The organism is Dehalobacter sp. TBBPA1, from assembly GCF_040931655.1.
Lineage (GTDB): Bacteria > Bacillota > Desulfitobacteriia > Desulfitobacteriales > Syntrophobotulaceae > Dehalobacter > Dehalobacter restrictus.
The window spans coordinates 426,084-443,863 of the sequence record NZ_CP162385.1; the positions used below are offsets into that span (position 1 = coordinate 426,084).

The window sequence follows — 17,780 nt, forward strand, 5'->3', positions numbered from 1 at the left end:
AAGGGATGATAACATTTGCCTAAACAAAACGAACCTAAACAGGATAACGGCATGCCGGATATTTGGTCGGTACAAATCAATAAACGGTGGCAGGATATTAATATCCTGCTGCTTGCCTATATAGGTGACGCTGTTTATGAATTATGGGTACGCAAGCATCTTCTGGAGCAGGACATTGCCAAGGTACAACTCATGCATAAGCGGGCTATCTTCTATGTACAGGCCAAAACGCAAGCAGGTATTCTGAGGCATCTCATGAACGAACTGGATGAAACGGAAACAGAGGTTGTTCTGAGGGGTCGGAATGCGAAGGGCCACTATCCGCGTAGTGTTGATGTTGTCACCTACAGGCATTCTACAGCCTTCGAAGCGCTTATCGGCTACTGGCATATTACTGGCCAAAATACGCGGATGGGCGCGGTTCTAAACAACATAGACGGGATTCTTGAGACAATGGCGATAGAAAATAGCAAGAAAACAGAAAGAGGTACCTTACCCGAAGAAACCGGAAAACGGGGGGAGTCGGAACATGAAGATCACAAACTTTGAACATACCGGACTGGACCGAGCCGCAGCCTGGATTAAACGGAATCATTTAAGCGGGATATCCGCCACGGAACTAAAGAAAGTTCTGAAAACGGCCAATATATTCTTTGTTGCAGAAGGTATCAACCGGGTTCAGAGCATGCTGCTCTGTGAGCTGAAAGCATCCTATGTACAACAAAGTCAAAGATACGTGGCGCTTGATCAGGACGCGTTTGCTTTTCCCGACCTGCCGCCAGAAGATTACCACAGAGCCTTGGAGCTCGGGCAGCAAGCATTGGATCTGTATACCAGAATGTGTGCACTGAAGGAAGGCGGGTTTAAAGGGAGACCTAAGCCTGAGCATTACCTTTACGCGATTCCGATTGAAGATGCCCGCTATATACTGCCGCTCGCGGCAAAGACGAATCTATCCGTTTCGATGTCCGGGGACAAACTGTGGGAGTTCTTTCTTTTATTCAATGACAGGAAATATGAAGGGATATTCGAGACCCTGAAAAATGAGCTGGAAGCCTTCCTTCCGACTGAATTACGCGCGCTGTTCCCCGATGACTATGACAGTACGGCAGAATTAACAATCATTGAGGACTTCTATCGGACAGATTTGGCGAGAATTAACTCCGAAGATGACCTCATCTTATTATCCAGTTGTCAGGATCCGGACATTAAGGCTGGTCTGGGCGCTCTGACCAGCACTCAAAGCAGGGTATCTTCCGAGGTTTTGCTGTCCTGGGGGGAGGAAGCTCCAGTTAAGGCGAAAGAAATTGTCCAGAGAGTGCTTGGTTACGGTCATGAAAGTATTGCCGAACAGGTCCGGACCACTTTTGGGATGATGTGTTCCTTGGTGACGTATCACCAGCAGGTCCGTCATCGTCTGCCGGAAATGTTCCGGGAAGACTTCAGTAACCTTTTCAGCGACACAGAAAGACCGGTAATCGTTCCGGATAGCATTCGTAATTCTCCGTTTTTGGAGGAGTTCTTAAATCTGACGGAAGCCTATCGGACATTTTCCAGGGAGATTTATCAAAAATTGGGGCTGGGCAAAGCTATGCCGTTTATCCTGAACTGCCAACTTTTAAAAATGATTATGTCCACAAATGCGAGGATAGACAATCAGATGCTCTCGGAAAGGACCTGCCTGAACGCCCAGTGGGAAATCAGAAAGCTCGCAGTCAAGAAACTGAAGATCCTCAGAGAATTATCCGGTGTACTCTATGAAAAAGCACTGCCGCCCTGTCTGGTCAGCAAATGCCATGAAGGGAAGATGACCTGCGGCAAACAGCAGGAAGTAAGAGATCTGTTCTATTTCAGGCAAAAGTAACGGCTGCGCACTACATGCAGCATTTTATTATCTTCAGAGGATTTGCCGCGTTGTTCTGAAAATTTTTTAGGGGGCTAATGAATGAAAGCAATCGTTTCGGTAGATCAAAACTGGGGTATTGGCTATAAAGGAGACCTGCTGCTGAAAATTCCGGAAGATATGAAGTTTTTTAAGCAGATGACTGTTGGCAAGGTCGTGGTCATGGGCAGAGGAACCTATGAATCATTGCCGGGAAAAGAGCCCTTAAAGGACAGAACGAATATTATCCTGAGCACAAACAAGGATTTTCAGGATGAAAGATTTATTATCTGTCATTCTCTGGAGGACCTGCTTCAGGAGCTGAAAAAATACCCTTCGGACGATATCTGTGTGATTGGCGGAGAATCACTTTTTCAGCTGCTCATGCCCTATCTGAATGAACTGTATGTAACAAAAATCAGGCACACATTCCCTGCGGATAAGCATCTTAGGAATGTCGATGAAGATGACAACTGGAAAGTCGAGTCTGAAGGTGAATTGCAAACTTATAATGACATTCAGTACAGTGTTGTAAAATATATAAGAAAGTGAACGTCGTAATATACAAATTTTAAAGGTTAGTATGCTTACGATAAACTTTCGGAAGGGGAAACCGGCATTGGAAGAAAATATTGTGTGCGGGCGCAACGCTGTGACCGAACTGATCAAATCCGGGAATCCGGTGAATAAAGTGCTGATCAAAAATGAAAAGGGGCAGGGAAGAAATTCGGACATACTGTATCTACTTAAAGCGCGCGGCATACCGTACCAATTTGTGGAGAATACTGTCCTGGACAAATATACTGCCGGAGAAAAGCATCAGGGAGTGGTGGCATTTGCTGCTGCCAAAGAATATGCAGAACCATCCGATATTTTGGAGATAGCAAGGCAAAGAGGGGAAGATCCATTTATCCTTGTTCTGGATGAGATCGAGGATCCGCATAATTTAGGGGCTCTTCTTCGAACTGCCGATGCAGCGGGTGTTCATGGGGTGATCATTCCCAAAAGAAGAAGTGCCGCACTCACGCCAGCTGTCGGCAGAACGTCGGCCGGAGCTGTGGAATATGTGCCTGTGGCCAGAGTAAGCAACCTTGTCCAGACACTTAAATATCTCAAAGAAGAGGGCTGCTGGGTATCCGGTGCGGAAGCAGGCGGCAAAGATATCTATCAGGCGGAACTGAAGGGGCCAAGGGTCATCGTCATTGGCGGAGAGGATAAGGGACTCGGGAGACTGATCCGGGAAACCTGCGATGAAATTATATCCTTGCCAATGTATGGCAGAATTTCATCTTTGAATGCCAGCGTAGCCGGATCCATTATCATGTATGAGGTCCGGAGACAGAGAAATCAGACTTAATCTGCCATATCCCGCCAATCTTCATCTTGACGCTATTTGTGCATTTCAGGTATAATTGTTTTGTTATAAGCATATAATGGAGGCTTCAGCGTTACCTTCGTGAATCGGTTTCGGGAGGGATGGACTTGACTTACAGTATCCAGACAGAGATTCCAGAAGAATTCGAGGCTAATGAATACATAGCGGATGAGGAACTAGTTGAGTTAGCAAAGATCGGTGACGCAGAAGCTCAGGAGTACTTAATCAATAAGTACAAGAATTTTGTCAGGGCAAAAGCCAGATCGTATTTCTTGATCGGCGCGGATAGGGAAGATATCATTCAAGAAGGCATGATTGGACTGTATAAAGCAATTCGTGACTTCCGTGGAGACAAGCTCTCCTCTTTCAGAGCATTTGCCGAGTTATGCATAACTCGGCAGATCATTACAGCAATCAAGACGGCTACCAGACAAAAGCATATTCCGCTCAATTCGTACGTATCACTGAACAAACCTATTTACGATGAGGATTCCGACAGGACGCTCTTGGATGTTATTTCTGGAAATAAGATCACGGATCCCGAGGAACTAATCATCAGCAGGGAAGAATTTGACGATATTGAAGAAAAAATGGGCGAGATTTTAAGTTCGCTCGAATGGGAAGTGCTGATGTCCTATCTTGAAGGCAAATCTTATCAGGAGATTGCCGTTGATCTCGACAGGCATGTCAAATCCATTGACAATGCACTGCAGCGGGTCAAGCGAAAGTTGGAAAGGTATCTGGAGCACAGAGGGGCCTAAAATTCCATACAATATGAATAGAATCACACACTCTGTTTTGTAAATTCTTCCAGAAAAAAAATGACTTTTTTTGTTGACAAGTGGCCGTAATCTTTGATACAATACGTTGGTGTCCAATGCCGATGTAGCTCAATTGGTAGAGCAGCTGATTTGTAATCAGCAGGTTGCGGGTTCGAGTCCCATCGTCGGCTCCAATTGAAATGGGTAGGTGGCCGAGTGGTTAAAGGCGGCAGACTGTAAATCTGTTCCGAAAGGTACGGTGGTTCGAATCCATCCCTGCCCACCATTCTATAATTGGAGATATCGAGCTGGAACTTTATTTAACATCGCGGGGTGGAGCAGTGGTAGCTCGTCGGGCTCATAACCCGAAGGTCGTCGGTTCAAATCCGGCCCCCGCAACCAAAAAAATTAAAGCCTTAGACAATGTCTAAGGCTTTTGTATTGTATCCTAGTGATTCTCTACAAACTGAATTTTTAAACCATTGGGATCAAGGATAAAGAAAAACGTCACAGACGGTCCGGGACTGAATGGTCCGCTATGGATACTTAGGCCTCTCTCCCAAATAAACTTCAACATAGCTTCGATGGATTCCACTTCAAAACCCAGACTAATATCTTCCCCGATATTTACTTGGTTTCCTTCATGCCAGATGAGCTCTAATTTTGTTTCTCCATTTCCCAAAAAGCAAATCTCAGTGCTCGGGTCTGGATGGAGTCTTTGAACCAAGGGCAATCCAACAACTTCCTGATAAAATTTTAAAGATTCCTCCAGGTTGTTAACGTTGACCGTGGTCAAACAAAAACCCATTTTCTTGTTCCTCCTTTATTTATTCATCAGACTTACATAGGCACTCAGTTCAATATCATCAATCAGGAAATTTACGACAATCGATTTTGGCACGGGTAGGGTCGCTTCAACGTTCTCGCTGATCATAAGGGTCGGAGGCGAGATATCCAGATCAGTAATGCCGATTCTCGTAAACTGCGTGCAGGTATTCGCGCAGATCATATTCCCCATTTCGGAAATCGCGCTTTTAGCTATTGCATCCAGTTCAGCCACCGGCATACCCATCATCATTTTAGAGGCAAACTTTTTGGCAGCTTCAATATCCATCCCGAATAGGATCGCGCCTTTCACTGTTCCAAAAAGTGAGATATTCAGAAGAATACCGTTGTACTGAAAGGCCGCTTCTATTTTGGACACCTTGCGCCGCTCGACCGACTGGAAGCCGAGCTGCGGCAGAACTTCTGTAAAAGCAGTCAGAAGAGGATTAATGATACTTACATCCATATACTCGACCCCTTCTTAAAACCAACACCTAGGAAAATATTCCCGAAGTTGGTTTTTGCCGTCACGGCATCCATTTTAAGATTCGGACTCATAATTTCGGTCCCGGTACCGTAAAACAGACTGGGCGGAGAAACGCTCAGACTATAAGTTTTATCCGATTTATTCAGCATCGAGCAGGCAACTCCGGCAATAATATTGGCTAGTTTGGCAACCATGGCCAATACCTCTTCGCGGTTTTTATGAGCCCGTTTCAGGAGCATCTCAACAATTATTTCCGCTGTCTCCATCGACATATCTAAGATCATAGATCCAGAGTGGCGGCCGATCAGCCCGATAACAGCTGTAATTCCCTGGGATAAGTAATGGTCTCCAAAATTTTCGTATGAAGCAAAAGAAACGGGTGATTTGGTCATCCGGGCAATATTCTGGGTTAGAGATTCCCTAAAGGTTTCCAGACCATAGGCGAGCAGATGATCATAATGAATATCCGGTGCCATAACGTTGTTGATCATCTGGACCAGGTAGTCGCTGTCAACAGGTTTTTGAATGTATCCGGAAATCCCGATGCGGCGCGCTTCAACTTCCGATTCTTCATCTTTCATCGAGCTGACAAGAATAATCTTTGCATTGGGGTCTTTTACAAGAAGGGCACGGCTGCACTCAAATCCGTCCATATCCGGCATAACAATATCCATCGTTACGACATCGGGTCTGCACCGTTCATATGTTTCGATTAAGCTGTCGTAGGAATCGGCTTCCCCGACGACTTCCAAGCCGCTGTCGCGAAGTATTTCCACAATGAGTGTTCTTGAAAACAGAGAGTCGTCAACGACCATTACTTTTATTGCACTCACTTTTTCGGATTACCCCCATTCAATGCCAGTACTAAGGTACTAGTCAATATGCACTCTAAATTATAGCAAGTAATTTTTGGGATTGCTATCATTGATATGGGGTTATCAATAAATAGAACAAATTTAACCGGTCTAATTCAAAAACAAAGCCAGGCTGTTGCCTGGCTGCTATTTTTTGGATCTATTCATACATCCAGGGCTTCGTCCCGGATTTCCGCCCTCATTCCGTTTAGCGCATCACGCCTCCGTTCGTTCTTCTCTTTCAGATCTTTCTTACTTTTAGGATCATCAGTTTTCGCAATCATTTCATCAGCAAGCTCCATATTCTGGATCGTGTGATTAATATTTTTTTGGATTCTGTCGGCATTATCCCTGCGGTCATCCGGATTGTGTTTCATTAATACTGTTCCTCCTTTGGTCTGCACTTGAAAAATTTGTTGCAAGTATATTGTTTGAGGAGTGAACAAGTCTTATACCATAAAATTTTAAAGCAGTTTTTTTACATTGTATAAAGACCTTAAAACCAGCCAGTTCTGGGGAAAATATCTTCCGATCGTCCAGTAGCTTATGCCCCCGACCCGAAATTCTTTGGCCAGGGTCAGTTTGGCATAGATGCTTCGGGCATCTTCAAACCATACTTCGTGTTTTTTGCCGGCATCGTCGTAGTAGGTAAAATACGGAGACTGCGCTGTTGAATCATAATGGATGACTGTCTTTTCAGTTCTGGCCAGATCTACCGCCCCGCTGTTGGAGACTGTTCTGGCGGCAGTACCGGAAACGTATGGAAGGGTCCAGTCATAGCCATAATTGGGGATACCCATAAAGATTTTCTGTCTCGGAATAGCCGACACCGCATAGGTCAATACTTTGCGCACTTCATTTACAGGAGCGACTGCTTTGGGTGGGCTGTAGGTGTAACCCCATTCATAGGTCATTAGGATGACGTGGTTGGCCAGAGCCCCGTGAACAGGATAGTCATGGGCTTCGTATAGCAGACCTTTTTGATCGGCAGTCAGCTTAGGGGCGAGAGCTGTCGTCACAGGATAGCCTGAAGGGCGGAGCGTATTAACGATTCTTCGGAGAAAGTTGTTATAGTTTTCCCGATCGGATGGGTAGATATATTCAAAATCAATATCGAGGCCGTAATAGTTTTTTTCTCTCAGCGTTCTGATAACCTGACTGATTAAAGTATTCTGAGCAGTCTGGTTCGTCAGGATAGATCTGGCCAGCGTACTGTTGAAGCTTCCGCCCTGCTGGATATTCGTGATGACCATTAGTGGAGCTGTCCGGGCTTCTCTCGCTGCCTGGATCAGCGGTTCATCCGGAATCGTATTTAGGGTGCCATCCGCGTTGACCTGATAACTGAAGATACTAAGATATGTAAGATGGCGAAGGCTTTTTCGGAGAATGTCTCTGTTAATATTCGGAAAGGCATACCCGTTCACTTCTATCGTTCCATAGCTGGCAGCTGCTGCCGGAATCGTAATAGTCTGACCGGCATAGATACGGCTCGGATCTGTTATCCGTGGATTGGCGGCGAGTAAAGCATTCACCGTTACTCCGTGTTTTTGGGCAATCAGATAAAGCGACTCACCGGCGGTAACCGTATGTGTCCCGCTACTTTCCAGAATGACCAGCGTCTGCCCGACAACCAGCTGATTTGGATTGGTCAGTTCATTATCCGCAATTATTTTCTGGGGTGAGACCCCGTATTTGCGGGCAATGGAATAGATGCTCTGTCCTGAGCTTACAACATGAATTTTCAAGAAACACACTTCCTTTTTCATACTGTATGCTTCAGAGAAAAAAGAAGTGTTTGGGTGCGGGTTTATTATTCGGGACAGGTTGTGTTATCATAAGACAATAAACACAAGGAATAAACCTTAAGGAGCTGTGGAATGAATATCGGAGCCAGGACGTTAAAGACAAGTCTCGCTGTGGCAGTCAGTGTTTATATCTGTATCCTTTTGGATATTGAGCCATCTTTGTTTGCTGCGACATCGGCAGTGGTTTGTATGCAGCAATCACTCGGAAGAAGTTTTCGAAATGCGCTCGAAGAAATTATGGTAAACATCATTGCAATTATTGTGGCTGTGGCGATCGGACTGGCCATACCGCTGCAGTTTCTGAGTATGGCACTTGCAACGATCGTTCTGATCATCATATTTACAACAGTGATTAAAGTGCCAAACCAGATCGTACTGGCGGTCATTTCAGCTATTTTTATCCTGGCTTCTCCACAGGAGCAGTTTTTGTCCCATGCCGTTTCAAGGTCGCTGGCCATCCTTATCGGACTGGTGACAGCCAATGTGATCAATTTGACGATCGTACCTCCGCGTTACCAAAAAGTGCTTGAGGATAAACTGATTGAACTAAATAATTTTGCTGTCCGGATGTTTGTCGATGCAGTGAACCGGTATCTATACCTGAACCTGGCTTCGGAAGAAGAAATGCATAAAAATAAAGCGGAATTTAACAGCTTGTTTCAGGAAGCTGAGAATTTGTATGATTTATACCGCAAAGAGTGGAACGTTTTGTGGTTCGGTAAAAACAAAAAAGATCCCAAGGCCCGTAAACCATTATATAAGGAATATTTAAATTACAGCCGGGGCCTCTGGCAAAGATCGCAGGATTTGCTTTTTCTTGCCGCAGAACGAAAAACCCGCCGGGAGGAAGCCAATGATCCGGCGGTGAGTGCTGAATTTGAACATGTTTTTGAAATGCTGCACAATGTGATGTTCAGTGCAACAAGCTACAATCTGCAGCTTCAGAAGAAGGTCAAGGGAGAAGAGGCAGCTCAGTTTCCCGAATTACGTGTCTGGAGCAAACTGCACGCTATTTTGAATGAATGGCAGGAGAATACACCCTCGACAAGCTTTTACTATCATGCACTGATTGAATTGTCTGTTGTTACCTACAGCATTCGCTGGTTTGCGAAGGAATCCTCCCGGCTGCTGAATCTGGAGATGGAAATGAGTGTCTGAAGAAGACTAGATGCAGCTTGATTTGATAGTATTGTAGGGTTTACAGTTGCAGGCCAAACAGTTTTCTGCCGTTTTCCCAGAGAATTTTCTGGTTTTCCTCTTTCGTCAGGCCAAGAGATAGGAAACGCTCAAGTTCGGCTTCGGGAGACCACATCGGGTAATCCGTGCCAAACAGGACTTTGTCAACACCATGGGAGCGGATAATTTCAACGGCTGTTTCTTTTTCTGTTAACATCAGGGAACTGGACGTATCGATGTAGACATTTCGTTTGAACAGGCTGTGGTCAAAATCATCCCACATACTCCAGCCGCCCAGATGGGCTGCAATCACCACCAAATTAGGAAATATTTTCAGAATGTGGGCAAGTCTGTGCGGATTGGAGTAATCCGTTCGCGTATCTCCGACATGAAAAAGGATCGGCAATTTGCTTTCTGCTGCCTCGTATATAGGAAACAAAGATGGATTATCAATGTTATATTCCTGAAAATCCGGGTGAAGCTTTAAACCTTTTAAACCGAGTGAAAGTACCCGCTCGATTTCCAGTTGAGGATTAGGAAATTCAGGATGCATGGTGCCGAAGCCGACGAACCGCGAATCGGTGCAAACACCGGCAATGAAATCGTTGATTGACTCGACTTGTTCTGTTCTCGTAGCGGTGGAGGAAATCAAAAAGCGGTTGATCCCGACGCCTGCGCCGGAAGCGATCAGATCGGAGGCGGTTCCTTTTCCAGGCTCCATATCTTGAATAAGTTCGTCGTAGAAGGACAAGATGGAATTGACTGCCCTGGGAGCTACTTTTTGCGGAAAAATATGGGCATGGGCATCAAAAATGTTTGGATAATCTGGATTGGACATAAGACAGACCTCTAATTCTTTTTTTATTTTCTAAGCACAGTTATGATATAATGAATAAATATCGACAATAATACAATCCTAATTCGTTCTGCCTATTTTGGCAAGAGGATTTCACAGTTTATTTGCGGCATACAAAGGAATCTTCCTTGACAAAGACTTTATTATTGTGTTAAATTATTCTGTGCGACTTGTAAAATATGCAGTTTAATGCCATTGCCGGGGGGGTGTTCCGAATGCGTGTTGCAATTACATTGGCTTGTACTGAGTGCAAAAACAGAAATTATCAGTCCAATAAGAATAAGAAAAATGACCCAGATCGTATAGAGATTAAAAAATATTGCAGAACTTGCAAAGCTCATACTGTTCATAAGGAAACGAAATAGTACGAACCGGAAGAATATTCCGTTAAGGATGTGAAAATATGGCAGTGGCAAAGAAAGCAGATACCACAGGTGCAAAAGGCGGCTTTCTTAATAGGTTTAAGAACCCCGGAAAACGGTTTGCTTTTTTTCGTGAGGTTGGGCTTGAGCTGAAAAAAGTACATTGGCCGACTCGTCAGACGTTGCTGACGTATACCGGTGTCGTGCTTGTTTCTGTGGCAATTGTTGCTTTGTTGATTTGGATTGTAGACAGTGGCTTGACTTACGCAATGACCAACTTGCTTGGTATTTAACAATTCATTTGACAATTGGATGAATCTTTCTTAGGAGGCTTTCGGTTAATGACGAAGAACTGGTATGTTATTCACACTTATTCCGGATATGAGAACAAGGTGAAAACAAATCTGGAAAAACGCGTGGAATCCATGAATATGGAGGATAAAATTTTTCGCGTTTTAGTTCCTATGGAAGACGAGATCGAAATAAAGAACGGCAAGAAAAAAATCTCCAAACGCAAGGTGTTTCCAGGTTACGTTTTAGTGGAGATGGACATGACTGACGACTCTTGGTATGTGGTCCGCAATACACCTGGGGTGACCGGGTTTGTAGGAAGCGGCAGCAAACCGATTCCGCTTCTGGATCCAGAGGTCGCTGTTATTTTACGCCAAATGGGACTCGAGAAAATCCGCACCAAGATTGACGTTGTTGTCGGGCAGTCTGTCCGGGTCATTTCCGGTCCGTTCAAAGACTTTATTGGTGTTGTGAAAGAAGTCCTCGAAGAAAAGCAAAAAGTCAGGGTCTCGGTTTCCATGTTTGGGAGAGAGACGCCGGTCGAACTCGAGTTTGGGCAAGTGGAAAAGCTTGACTAAATAGATAATTCCACAGCAAGGAGGTGTAATTATGGCAAAGAAAGTTATTGGGCTGGTAAAATTGGCAATCACCGCAGGTAAGGCAAATCCGGCACCTCCGGTTGGTCCTGCTTTGGGTCAGCACGGTGTTAATATCATGGGCTTCTGCAAAGAATACAATGAAAGAACGAAGGATCAGGCTGGACTGATCATTCCTGCAGAGATTACGATTTATGAAGACCGTTCCTTTACTTTTGTTCTGAAGACTCCGCCGGCATCCGTATTGCTTAAGAAGGCAGCCAACATTCCGTCTGGTTCCGCTGTTCCGAACAAGCAAAAGGTTGCGAAAGTGACCAAAGATCAGGTTAGGGAAATTGCTGAACAAAAGATGAAAGACTTAAATGCAGCAAGCATTGAAGCTGCAATGCGTATGGTCGAAGGTACTGCGCGCAGTATGGGAATCGATATTGTTTGATTCCGTTGAACAATGTGGGAGGGTTTGGCCCGAAGACCACAAGGAGGTTAAAGAAAGATGCCAAAAAGAGGTAAGAAATACCTTGATGCTTTAAAAGCATTTGATAATCAGGCTGTGTTTGAGCCGGCCGAAGCAATTGGTGTTGTAAAAACCAATGCCAAAGCAAAATTTGATGAGACAGTTGAAGTTGCTTTCAAATTAGGAATCGATACCCGCCATGCTGATCAGCAGATCCGCGGAGCGGTTGTTCTTCCGCATGGAACAGGCAAAACTTTAAGTGTACTTGTTTTTGCCAAGGGAGACAAAGCCAAGGAAGCCGAAGCTGCCGGCGCTGATTTTGTCGGAGCTGAAGAAATGGTTGAGAAAATTCAACAAGGTTGGTTTGGTTTTGACGTTGCTGTAGCGACACCGGATATGATGGGTACTGTCGGTAAGCTGGGTAAGCTTTTGGGACCTAAGGGCCTCATGCCGAACCCGAAGACCGGAACTGTATCGTTTGATGTCGAAAGAGCAGTTAAAGAGATTAAAGCCGGTAAAGTGGAATACAGGGCTGATAAAGCCGGTATTATCCATGTACCGATCGGCAAGGTTTCTTTTGATCAGGATAAGCTGATGGACAACTACAAAACCATTGCCGAAGTTGTCACAAAAGCAAAACCTGCAGCTGCCAAAGGACAGTATGTCCGTAGCGTAACGGTATCTTCCACCATGGGACCAGGAGTGAAAATCAATCCTTTGAAAATTGTCTAAAGACTTTTTAAGGGCTGAGATATACCCGACTAGACTGAAAAAAATTAATAACATTTTCCGCTGTAGAAAGCAGGTGCTTTATTAAGCTTAATATCCTGCCGAGGTGGAGACAAGATCGTCTTTTGAAGACATGAAAGACATTAATAATCTTGCCTCTGCGCCCAGCAGAGGCTTGTTTATTGACAGCCATGGATGGCAACGAAACGCATACGACAGTATGCGTTCGGAAGGAGGTGTGTGTATGCCAAATTTTGAAGAGAAGCAAAAAGTTGTTGAAGATATCAAACAGAAGTTTGAAGGTGCAAACGGAGTGATTCTGGCAGACTACAGAGGTCTGACGGTATCGCAGGTGACCAATTTGAGAGTAGAACTGCGCCAGGCTGGTATTGAATATCGCGTATTGAAAAATACAATGGTTCGCCGGGCTGCAGATGAAATCGGGATTACCGGTTTGGATGAATTTCTGGAAGGTCCTACTGCTTTAGCCTTTTCTACAGATCCTGTTGCTCCTGCGAAGATTCTCAGTGAATTCAGCAAGAAAAACAAGAGCCTGACCATTAAGGCCGGGGTTCTTGACGGCAAGGTCATTAACGCTGAAAAAGTAAAAGATCTCGCAAATCTTCCGTCCAGAGAAGTTCTTCTTTCCCAGGTACTTGCTGGAATGCAAGGCCCGCTTCAAGGAATGGTCAATGTTCTGCAAGGGCCTATCCGCAAATTTGGTTATGCTTTGGAAGAAGTTCGTAAACTTAAAGAAGCCCAGGCATAGTCGAGGCATGGGATTCGATGCCCGAGGCCCGATACATGCGCAGACTCTGGGACTATCCAACATCTGACACGAAGATTTGGACGGTACCGGATGTTAACAGATCTAATGACTGGTCAAAACAAAAATGAAAAATATGTGAATTATTTTAAGGAGGATATTCTAATGTCCAAAACTGCTGAAATTTTAGAAGCCGTAAAAGGTATGACTGTTCTTGAGCTTGCTGAGCTCGTTAAAGCTTTCGAAGAAGAGTTTGGTGTAAGCGCTGCTGCTCCCGCAGCTGTTATGGCTGCTCCGGCAGCTGGTGCTGCTGCTCCTGTTGCTGAAGAGCAAACAGAATTTGATGTTATCCTGACCAGCGCTGGTGCTGCAAAGATCAACGTCATCAAAGTTGTCCGTGAAATCACTGGCCTGGGCTTAAAAGAAGCTAAAGATCTTGTTGATGGCGCACCGAAACCTGTCAAAGAAAAAATTGCCAAAGAAGAAGCTGAAGCCATCAAAGCTAAACTTGTTGAAGCTGGTGCCGGCGTAGACGTAAAATAATCTGAAACAAAAATGTACCGCAGACTGAACCGGCCATGCTTAAGCCGGTTCAGTTTTTATTTGACGCCGGGTGCTCGCGGATGTCAAATGTGTTCTGAACCAGACTAATGGAATATAGAAACAGGCAAAAAATATCTAAATGTCTTTAACTTTTTGGAATTTAATATATAATAATAGATATTTAACCTATAATGCCAGAAAAATGTTGCAGGAATGATGATTAGTAAATAAAATATACTTGACAAATATCGGTATACTTGTTAGGATTAATAACTGTCACTGTGATCTTAAGCTAAGACAAACCAATAAAGTTGGGAGATAATAGTGTGGATGTATTGCATCTCATGTGAGGCAGCTCCATAAACATTGAAGCGAGGTTTTTTCCCAAAAGCCTTGCTTTTGGTTGTTTATGCCTATCTGCTCTTTACTTTTTGGTGTTTGGATAGTAATGGATATTTGTATTAAGGTATTCGCAAACAATTATAATTATTTCTTGATTATCTAGTTTTCTGTTGGAACGATCAGGAAAAAACACTGGAAGGGTGAAACGGCATGGTGAATCCTATCAAAGTTGGAACAAGAGAACGGGCAAGTTATGCGAGGCTTCGGGAAGTTCTGGATATGCCCAACTTAATCGAAATTCAACAGAATTCCTACGAGTGGTTTCTGAAGGAAGGGCTGCGCGAAATGTTTCGCGACATTTCCCCAATTCAGGATTTTACCGGAAATCTGGTTTTGGAATTCATAGACTACAGCCTCGGCGATCCAAAATATGAGGTCGAGGAATGTAAAGAACGTGATGTTACGTTTGCAGCGCCTCTCAGAGTCAAAGTACGCCTTATTAATAAGGAAACAGGAGAGGTTAAAGAGCAGGAAGTGTTCATGGGAGACTTTCCCCTGATGACGGATAAAGGCACCTTCATTATTAATGGTGCGGAACGTGTTATTGTCAGTCAGTTGGTAAGATCACCCGGCGTTTATTATTCTGAAACCATCGACACCAGCGGTAAAAAGCTTTACGGCGCAACGATTATTCCGAACCGTGGTGCTTGGCTGGAATTTGAGACAGATATTAATGATAATATTTTTGTCCGGGTTGACAGAACCCGTAAACTACCGGCTACTGTACTGATCAGAGCCCTAGGCTATTCAACCAATGGCCGGATTCTCGAAGCGTTCGCTGACAATGAGAACGTTAAAATTACGCTGGAAAGAGACAATACGGAATCAACAGAAGAAGCGCTGGTTGAGATCTATAAACGTCTTCGCCCTGGAGAACCGCCTACGGTGGAGAGTGCCCGCAGTCTTCTGGAATCCTTGTTCTTTGATCCTAGAAGATATGATCTGGCAAAAGTAGGTCGTTATAAGCTGAATAACAAACTGGGTTTGGATATTCCCAAAAACATACGGCATTTGACACCTGAGGACATCATCGCATCGATTTCTCGGATGCTTAAAATAATCAATGGTGAAGGACATATTGATGATATTGATCATCTTGGTAACAGACGTTTGCGTTCGGTTGGCGAGCTTCTTCAGAATCAGTTTAGAATCGGTCTCTCCCGTATGGAGAGAGTGGTAAGAGAAAGAATGACGATTCAGGACATTGAGGGAATTACGCCTCAGGTACTGATCAATATACGTCCAGTCGTGGCCGCGATTAAAGAGTTTTTTGGCAGCAGCCAGTTGTCGCAGTTTATGGACCAGACCAATCCGCTGGCCGAGCTCACGCATAAACGCCGTCTCAGCGCGCTGGGACCTGGCGGCTTAAGCAGAGAGAGAGCCGGGTTTGAAGTGCGTGACGTGCATCATTCCCACTATGGCCGGATGTGCCCGATTGAAACGCCTGAAGGTCCAAACATTGGTTTGATTGGTTCACTCAGCACATATGGCCGCATTAATGAGTATGGCTTTATTGAGGCACCTTACCGCAAAGTAGAAAATGGCAAAGTGACGGATGAGATCCATTACTTAACAGCTGATGAAGAGGAAAAATATATTATTGCCCAGGCCAATGCCGCGGTTGGTGAAAATGGGGAGTTTTTAAGCGAAAAGATCGAGGCGCGCCACGGTGAAGATTTCGTCCTGGTTCCGCCGGTAAACATTCAGTATATGGACGTATCGCCGAAGCAGATGGTATCGATTGCCACCGCCTTGATTCCATTCCTCGAGCATGACGATGCTAACCGTGCTCTGATGGGTTCCAACATGCAGCGCCAGGCTGTGCCTCTACTCAAAACAGATGCGCCGTATATTGGCACCGGCATGGAGTATAAGGCTGCTGTTGATTCCGGTGTTTGTCTGGTTTCTCCAAAAGAAGGAACTGCTTTACGGGTTACTTCCGATGAGATCATCATTCAAAACAATGATGGTACAACAACCCGGAATAGACTTTTGAAATACACGCGCAGCAACCAGGGAACCTGTATCAATCAGAAACCGATTGTTGTCAAAGGCCAGAGAATCGATGCTGGTCAGGTAATTGCCGACGGCCCGTCAACAGATAACGGTGAACTTGCCCTCGGGCGAAACGTTCTGGTAGCGTTTATGCCCTGGGAAGGATACAACTATGAGGATGCTATTCTGATCAGCGAGAAGCTGGTTAAAGAAGATTATTTTACGTCCATTCATATTGAGGAATACGAAGCAGATGCCCGGGATACCAAACTTGGGCCTGAAGAGATTACCAGAGATATTCCAAACGTCGGAGAAGATGTTTTGAAAGATCTTGACGAACGTGGCATTATCCGGATCGGTGCCGAAGTGCGCCCTGGAGATATCTTAGTGGGCAAGGTTACTCCGAAAGGGGAAACGGAGCTTACGGCTGAAGAACGCCTGCTAAGAGCAATCTTTGGTGAGAAAGCCAGAGAAGTCAGAGATACTTCTTTACGTGTTCCGCATGGCGAGGCCGGAAAAGTTGTTGATGTTAAAGTATTTAAGCGTGAGAATGGCGATGAACTGGCCCCGGGGGTCAACCAGCTCGTAAGAGTCTATATTGCCCAGAAACGTAAGATATCCGTCGGCGATAAAATGGCGGGAAGACATGGAAATAAAGGGGTTATTTCCAGAATTATGCGCCAGGAGGATATGCCCTTTATGCCGGACGGCACGCCGATTGAAATCGTTCTGAACCCGCTCGGTGTTCCATCTCGTATGAATATCGGACAGGTTCTGGAAACCCATCTTGGTTGGGCGGCGAAAGCACTGGGCATGTATATTGCCACACCGGTTTTTGACGGAGCCAGAGAAGATGATGTCTTTGATACCTTGAGAAAGGCCGGACTTCCCGGACATGGAAAATCCGTTCTTTATGACGGCCGTACCGGTGAGCCTTTTGATAATGAAGTTACTGTTGGCTACATGTATATGCTGAAACTTCACCATCTTGTTGATGACAAGATCCATGCCCGTTCTACAGGGCCGTACTCGCTGGTCACCCAGCAGCCGCTCGGCGGGAAAGCGCAGTTCGGTGGTCAGCGCTTCGGTGAGATGGAAGTTTGGGCACTTGAAGCTTATGGCGCATCGTTTACGCTGCAGGAGATACTTACCGTTAAGTCCGATGATGTGGTAGGTAGGGTCAAGACCTACGAAGCAATTGTCAAAGGTGAGAATATTCCTGAGCCGGGTGTGCCAGAATCGTTTAAGGTACTCATCAAGGAATTGCAGAGCCTTGGACTTGATGTTTCCGTACTTTCGGAAGAAGATCAGGAAATTGAAATTAAGGATCTGGATGATGATGTCACAGAAGTTGCCCATGAACTGGGAATGGATGATCAGTATTCCGTGATTGATGCCAATGACGAAAGCGGCATTGGCTATGATAATGAAGATGAGACTCTTGATGAAGATTTGGATGGCGATTTGAATGACAAAACTGAAGATTTCCCTGTCCTGAGTGTTCCCGAGTCTGACCTTGGTAATGATCTTGTTAATGATCTGGACAATGATTTCAGCGACAACATGGATGATGATTTTGATCCGGATTACAAGTAAAGTGTGCGTTTAGATCGAGAAAGCT

General features: G+C 44.9%; 20 protein-coding genes, 3 tRNA genes and 1 other annotated feature. Of the genes, 17 read left to right on the forward strand and 6 right to left on the reverse strand.

All coding sequences use genetic code 11. The features are described from left to right. The first annotated feature begins 15 nt into the window (after positions 1-15). The 8 genes from AB3489_RS02055 (at position 16) to AB3489_RS02090 (ending at position 4,420) form a co-directional block, all read left to right on the forward strand. Positions 16-549: a Mini-ribonuclease 3 gene (locus tag AB3489_RS02055; protein WP_368293795.1), complete on the forward strand. Its 534-nt coding sequence runs from the start codon at positions 16-18 to the stop codon at positions 547-549. Continuing rightward, positions 530-1,864 (forward strand): FAD-dependent thymidylate synthase, encoded by a 1,335-nt coding sequence (locus AB3489_RS02060; RefSeq protein WP_368293796.1) that lies wholly within the window; start codon positions 530-532, stop codon positions 1,862-1,864. Before AB3489_RS02055 ends, AB3489_RS02060 begins: the two co-directional genes overlap by 20 nt. An 81-nt stretch (positions 1,865-1,945) precedes the next feature. After that, a complete protein-coding gene (locus AB3489_RS02065; protein ID WP_368293797.1) occupies positions 1,946-2,434 on the forward strand; it encodes a dihydrofolate reductase in 489 nt (162 codons plus the stop codon). Positions 2,435-2,501: 67 nt separating this feature from the next. Continuing rightward, positions 2,502-3,239: a 23S rRNA (guanosine(2251)-2'-O)-methyltransferase RlmB gene (rlmB, locus tag AB3489_RS02070; RefSeq protein ID WP_368293798.1), complete on the forward strand. Its 738-nt coding sequence runs from the start codon at positions 2,502-2,504 to the stop codon at positions 3,237-3,239. 125 nt (positions 3,240-3,364) lie between these two features. Next, complete coding sequence (gene sigH / locus AB3489_RS02075) at positions 3,365-4,018, forward strand: RNA polymerase sporulation sigma factor SigH (RefSeq protein WP_025205203.1); 654 nt, start codon at positions 3,365-3,367, stop codon at positions 4,016-4,018. Between the two features lie 118 nt (positions 4,019-4,136). Further along, positions 4,137-4,212, forward strand: a tRNA-Thr gene (locus tag AB3489_RS02080). Positions 4,213-4,220: 8 nt separating this feature from the next. Further along, positions 4,221-4,304, forward strand: a tRNA-Tyr gene (locus AB3489_RS02085). Positions 4,305-4,345: 41 nt separating this feature from the next. Then, positions 4,346-4,420 (forward strand) — tRNA-Met (locus tag AB3489_RS02090). 46 nt (positions 4,421-4,466) lie between these two features. On the opposite strand, the gene AB3489_RS02095 is transcribed toward AB3489_RS02090, so the two are convergent. The 5 genes from AB3489_RS02095 to AB3489_RS02115 form a co-directional block, all read right to left on the reverse strand. After that, the gene (locus tag AB3489_RS02095; protein WP_368293799.1) at positions 4,467-4,826 is read right to left on the reverse strand and encodes a VOC family protein; all 360 of its coding nucleotides are present in this window, start codon (positions 4,824-4,826) and stop codon (positions 4,467-4,469) included. Between the two features lie 15 nt (positions 4,827-4,841). Continuing rightward, positions 4,842-5,309: a chemotaxis protein CheX gene (locus AB3489_RS02100; RefSeq protein ID WP_368293800.1), complete on the reverse strand. Its 468-nt coding sequence runs from the start codon at positions 5,307-5,309 to the stop codon at positions 4,842-4,844. Then, positions 5,300-6,163, reverse strand: a complete 864-nt coding sequence (locus tag AB3489_RS02105; RefSeq protein ID WP_368293801.1) for a response regulator — start codon at positions 6,161-6,163, stop codon at positions 5,300-5,302. Before AB3489_RS02105 ends, AB3489_RS02100 begins: the two co-directional genes overlap by 10 nt. 185 nt (positions 6,164-6,348) lie before the next feature. Continuing rightward, a complete protein-coding gene (gene tlp, locus AB3489_RS02110; RefSeq protein WP_368293802.1) occupies positions 6,349-6,561 on the reverse strand; it encodes a small acid-soluble spore protein Tlp in 213 nt (70 codons plus the stop codon). An 87-nt stretch (positions 6,562-6,648) separates the two neighbouring features. Then, positions 6,649-7,929 (reverse strand): LysM peptidoglycan-binding domain-containing protein, encoded by a 1,281-nt coding sequence (locus AB3489_RS02115; RefSeq protein ID WP_368293803.1) that lies wholly within the window; start codon positions 7,927-7,929, stop codon positions 6,649-6,651. 132 nt (positions 7,930-8,061) lie between these two features. Here AB3489_RS02115 and AB3489_RS02120 point away from each other — a divergent pair, with 132 nt between their 5' ends. Continuing rightward, entirely contained in the window at positions 8,062-9,147 is a 1,086-nt protein-coding gene (locus tag AB3489_RS02120; protein ID WP_019225202.1) for an aromatic acid exporter family protein, read from the forward strand. A 40-nt stretch (positions 9,148-9,187) separates the two neighbouring features. Here the strand turns inward: AB3489_RS02120 and AB3489_RS02125 are convergent, their stop codons facing one another. Next, a complete protein-coding gene (locus AB3489_RS02125; protein WP_019225203.1) occupies positions 9,188-10,003 on the reverse strand; it encodes an amidohydrolase family protein in 816 nt (271 codons plus the stop codon). Between the two features lie 233 nt (positions 10,004-10,236). Here AB3489_RS02125 and rpmG point away from each other — a divergent pair, with 233 nt between their 5' ends. The 8 genes from rpmG (at position 10,237) to rpoB (ending at position 17,755) form a co-directional block, all read left to right on the forward strand. After that, positions 10,237-10,386, forward strand: a complete 150-nt coding sequence (gene rpmG / locus AB3489_RS02130) for a 50S ribosomal protein L33 (RefSeq protein WP_015043957.1) — start codon at positions 10,237-10,239, stop codon at positions 10,384-10,386. Between the two features lie 38 nt (positions 10,387-10,424). Next, positions 10,425-10,676: a preprotein translocase subunit SecE gene (secE, locus tag AB3489_RS02135; protein ID WP_015043956.1), complete on the forward strand. Its 252-nt coding sequence runs from the start codon at positions 10,425-10,427 to the stop codon at positions 10,674-10,676. Between the two features lie 48 nt (positions 10,677-10,724). Beyond that, positions 10,725-11,252: a transcription termination/antitermination protein NusG gene (gene nusG / locus AB3489_RS02140; RefSeq protein WP_019225204.1), complete on the forward strand. Its 528-nt coding sequence runs from the start codon at positions 10,725-10,727 to the stop codon at positions 11,250-11,252. Between the two features lie 31 nt (positions 11,253-11,283). Continuing rightward, a complete protein-coding gene (gene rplK, locus AB3489_RS02145; RefSeq protein WP_015043954.1) occupies positions 11,284-11,706 on the forward strand; it encodes a 50S ribosomal protein L11 in 423 nt (140 codons plus the stop codon). 57 nt (positions 11,707-11,763) lie between these two features. Next, positions 11,764-12,456 (forward strand): 50S ribosomal protein L1, encoded by a 693-nt coding sequence (gene rplA / locus AB3489_RS02150; RefSeq protein WP_015043953.1) that lies wholly within the window; start codon positions 11,764-11,766, stop codon positions 12,454-12,456. A gap of 42 nt (positions 12,457-12,498) precedes the next feature. Next, positions 12,499-12,643, forward strand: a sequence feature (ribosomal protein L10 leader region). A 54-nt stretch (positions 12,644-12,697) separates the two neighbouring features. Further along, complete coding sequence (gene rplJ / locus AB3489_RS02155; RefSeq protein ID WP_015043952.1) at positions 12,698-13,222, forward strand: 50S ribosomal protein L10; 525 nt, start codon at positions 12,698-12,700, stop codon at positions 13,220-13,222. Between the two features lie 162 nt (positions 13,223-13,384). After that, entirely contained in the window at positions 13,385-13,762 is a 378-nt protein-coding gene (gene rplL / locus AB3489_RS02160) for a 50S ribosomal protein L7/L12 (RefSeq protein WP_019225206.1), read from the forward strand. A 552-nt stretch (positions 13,763-14,314) separates the two neighbouring features. Further along, positions 14,315-17,755, forward strand: a complete 3,441-nt coding sequence (gene rpoB, locus AB3489_RS02165; protein ID WP_019225207.1) for a DNA-directed RNA polymerase subunit beta — start codon at positions 14,315-14,317, stop codon at positions 17,753-17,755. The last annotated feature ends 25 nt before the right edge of the window (positions 17,756-17,780 follow it).

What these genes read in the sequence shown, in the direction of transcription:
- AB3489_RS02060 (WP_368293796.1), top strand. Translation starts at nt 530, where the DNA reads ATGAAGATCACAAACTTTGAACATACCGGACTGGACCGAGCCGCAGCC.
- AB3489_RS02065 (WP_368293797.1), top strand. Translation starts at nt 1,946, where the DNA reads ATGAAAGCAATCGTTTCGGTAGATCAAAACTGGGGTATTGGCTATAAA.
- AB3489_RS02095 (WP_368293799.1), bottom strand. Translation starts at nt 4,826, where the DNA reads ATGGGTTTTTGTTTGACCACGGTCAACGTTAACAACCTGGAGGAATCT.
- AB3489_RS02100 (WP_368293800.1), bottom strand. Translation starts at nt 5,309, where the DNA reads ATGGATGTAAGTATCATTAATCCTCTTCTGACTGCTTTTACAGAAGTT.
- tlp (WP_368293802.1), bottom strand. Translation starts at nt 6,561, where the DNA reads ATGAAACACAATCCGGATGACCGCAGGGATAATGCCGACAGAATCCAA.
- AB3489_RS02120 (WP_019225202.1), top strand. Translation starts at nt 8,062, where the DNA reads ATGAATATCGGAGCCAGGACGTTAAAGACAAGTCTCGCTGTGGCAGTC.
- AB3489_RS02125 (WP_019225203.1), bottom strand. Translation starts at nt 10,003, where the DNA reads ATGTCCAATCCAGATTATCCAAACATTTTTGATGCCCATGCCCATATT.
- rpmG (WP_015043957.1), top strand. Translation starts at nt 10,237, where the DNA reads ATGCGTGTTGCAATTACATTGGCTTGTACTGAGTGCAAAAACAGAAAT.
- secE (WP_015043956.1), top strand. Translation starts at nt 10,425, where the DNA reads ATGGCAGTGGCAAAGAAAGCAGATACCACAGGTGCAAAAGGCGGCTTT.
- nusG (WP_019225204.1), top strand. Translation starts at nt 10,725, where the DNA reads ATGACGAAGAACTGGTATGTTATTCACACTTATTCCGGATATGAGAAC.
- rplK (WP_015043954.1), top strand. Translation starts at nt 11,284, where the DNA reads ATGGCAAAGAAAGTTATTGGGCTGGTAAAATTGGCAATCACCGCAGGT.
- rplA (WP_015043953.1), top strand. Translation starts at nt 11,764, where the DNA reads ATGCCAAAAAGAGGTAAGAAATACCTTGATGCTTTAAAAGCATTTGAT.
- rplJ (WP_015043952.1), top strand. Translation starts at nt 12,698, where the DNA reads ATGCCAAATTTTGAAGAGAAGCAAAAAGTTGTTGAAGATATCAAACAG.
- rplL (WP_019225206.1), top strand. Translation starts at nt 13,385, where the DNA reads ATGTCCAAAACTGCTGAAATTTTAGAAGCCGTAAAAGGTATGACTGTT.
- rpoB (WP_019225207.1), top strand. Translation starts at nt 14,315, where the DNA reads ATGGTGAATCCTATCAAAGTTGGAACAAGAGAACGGGCAAGTTATGCG.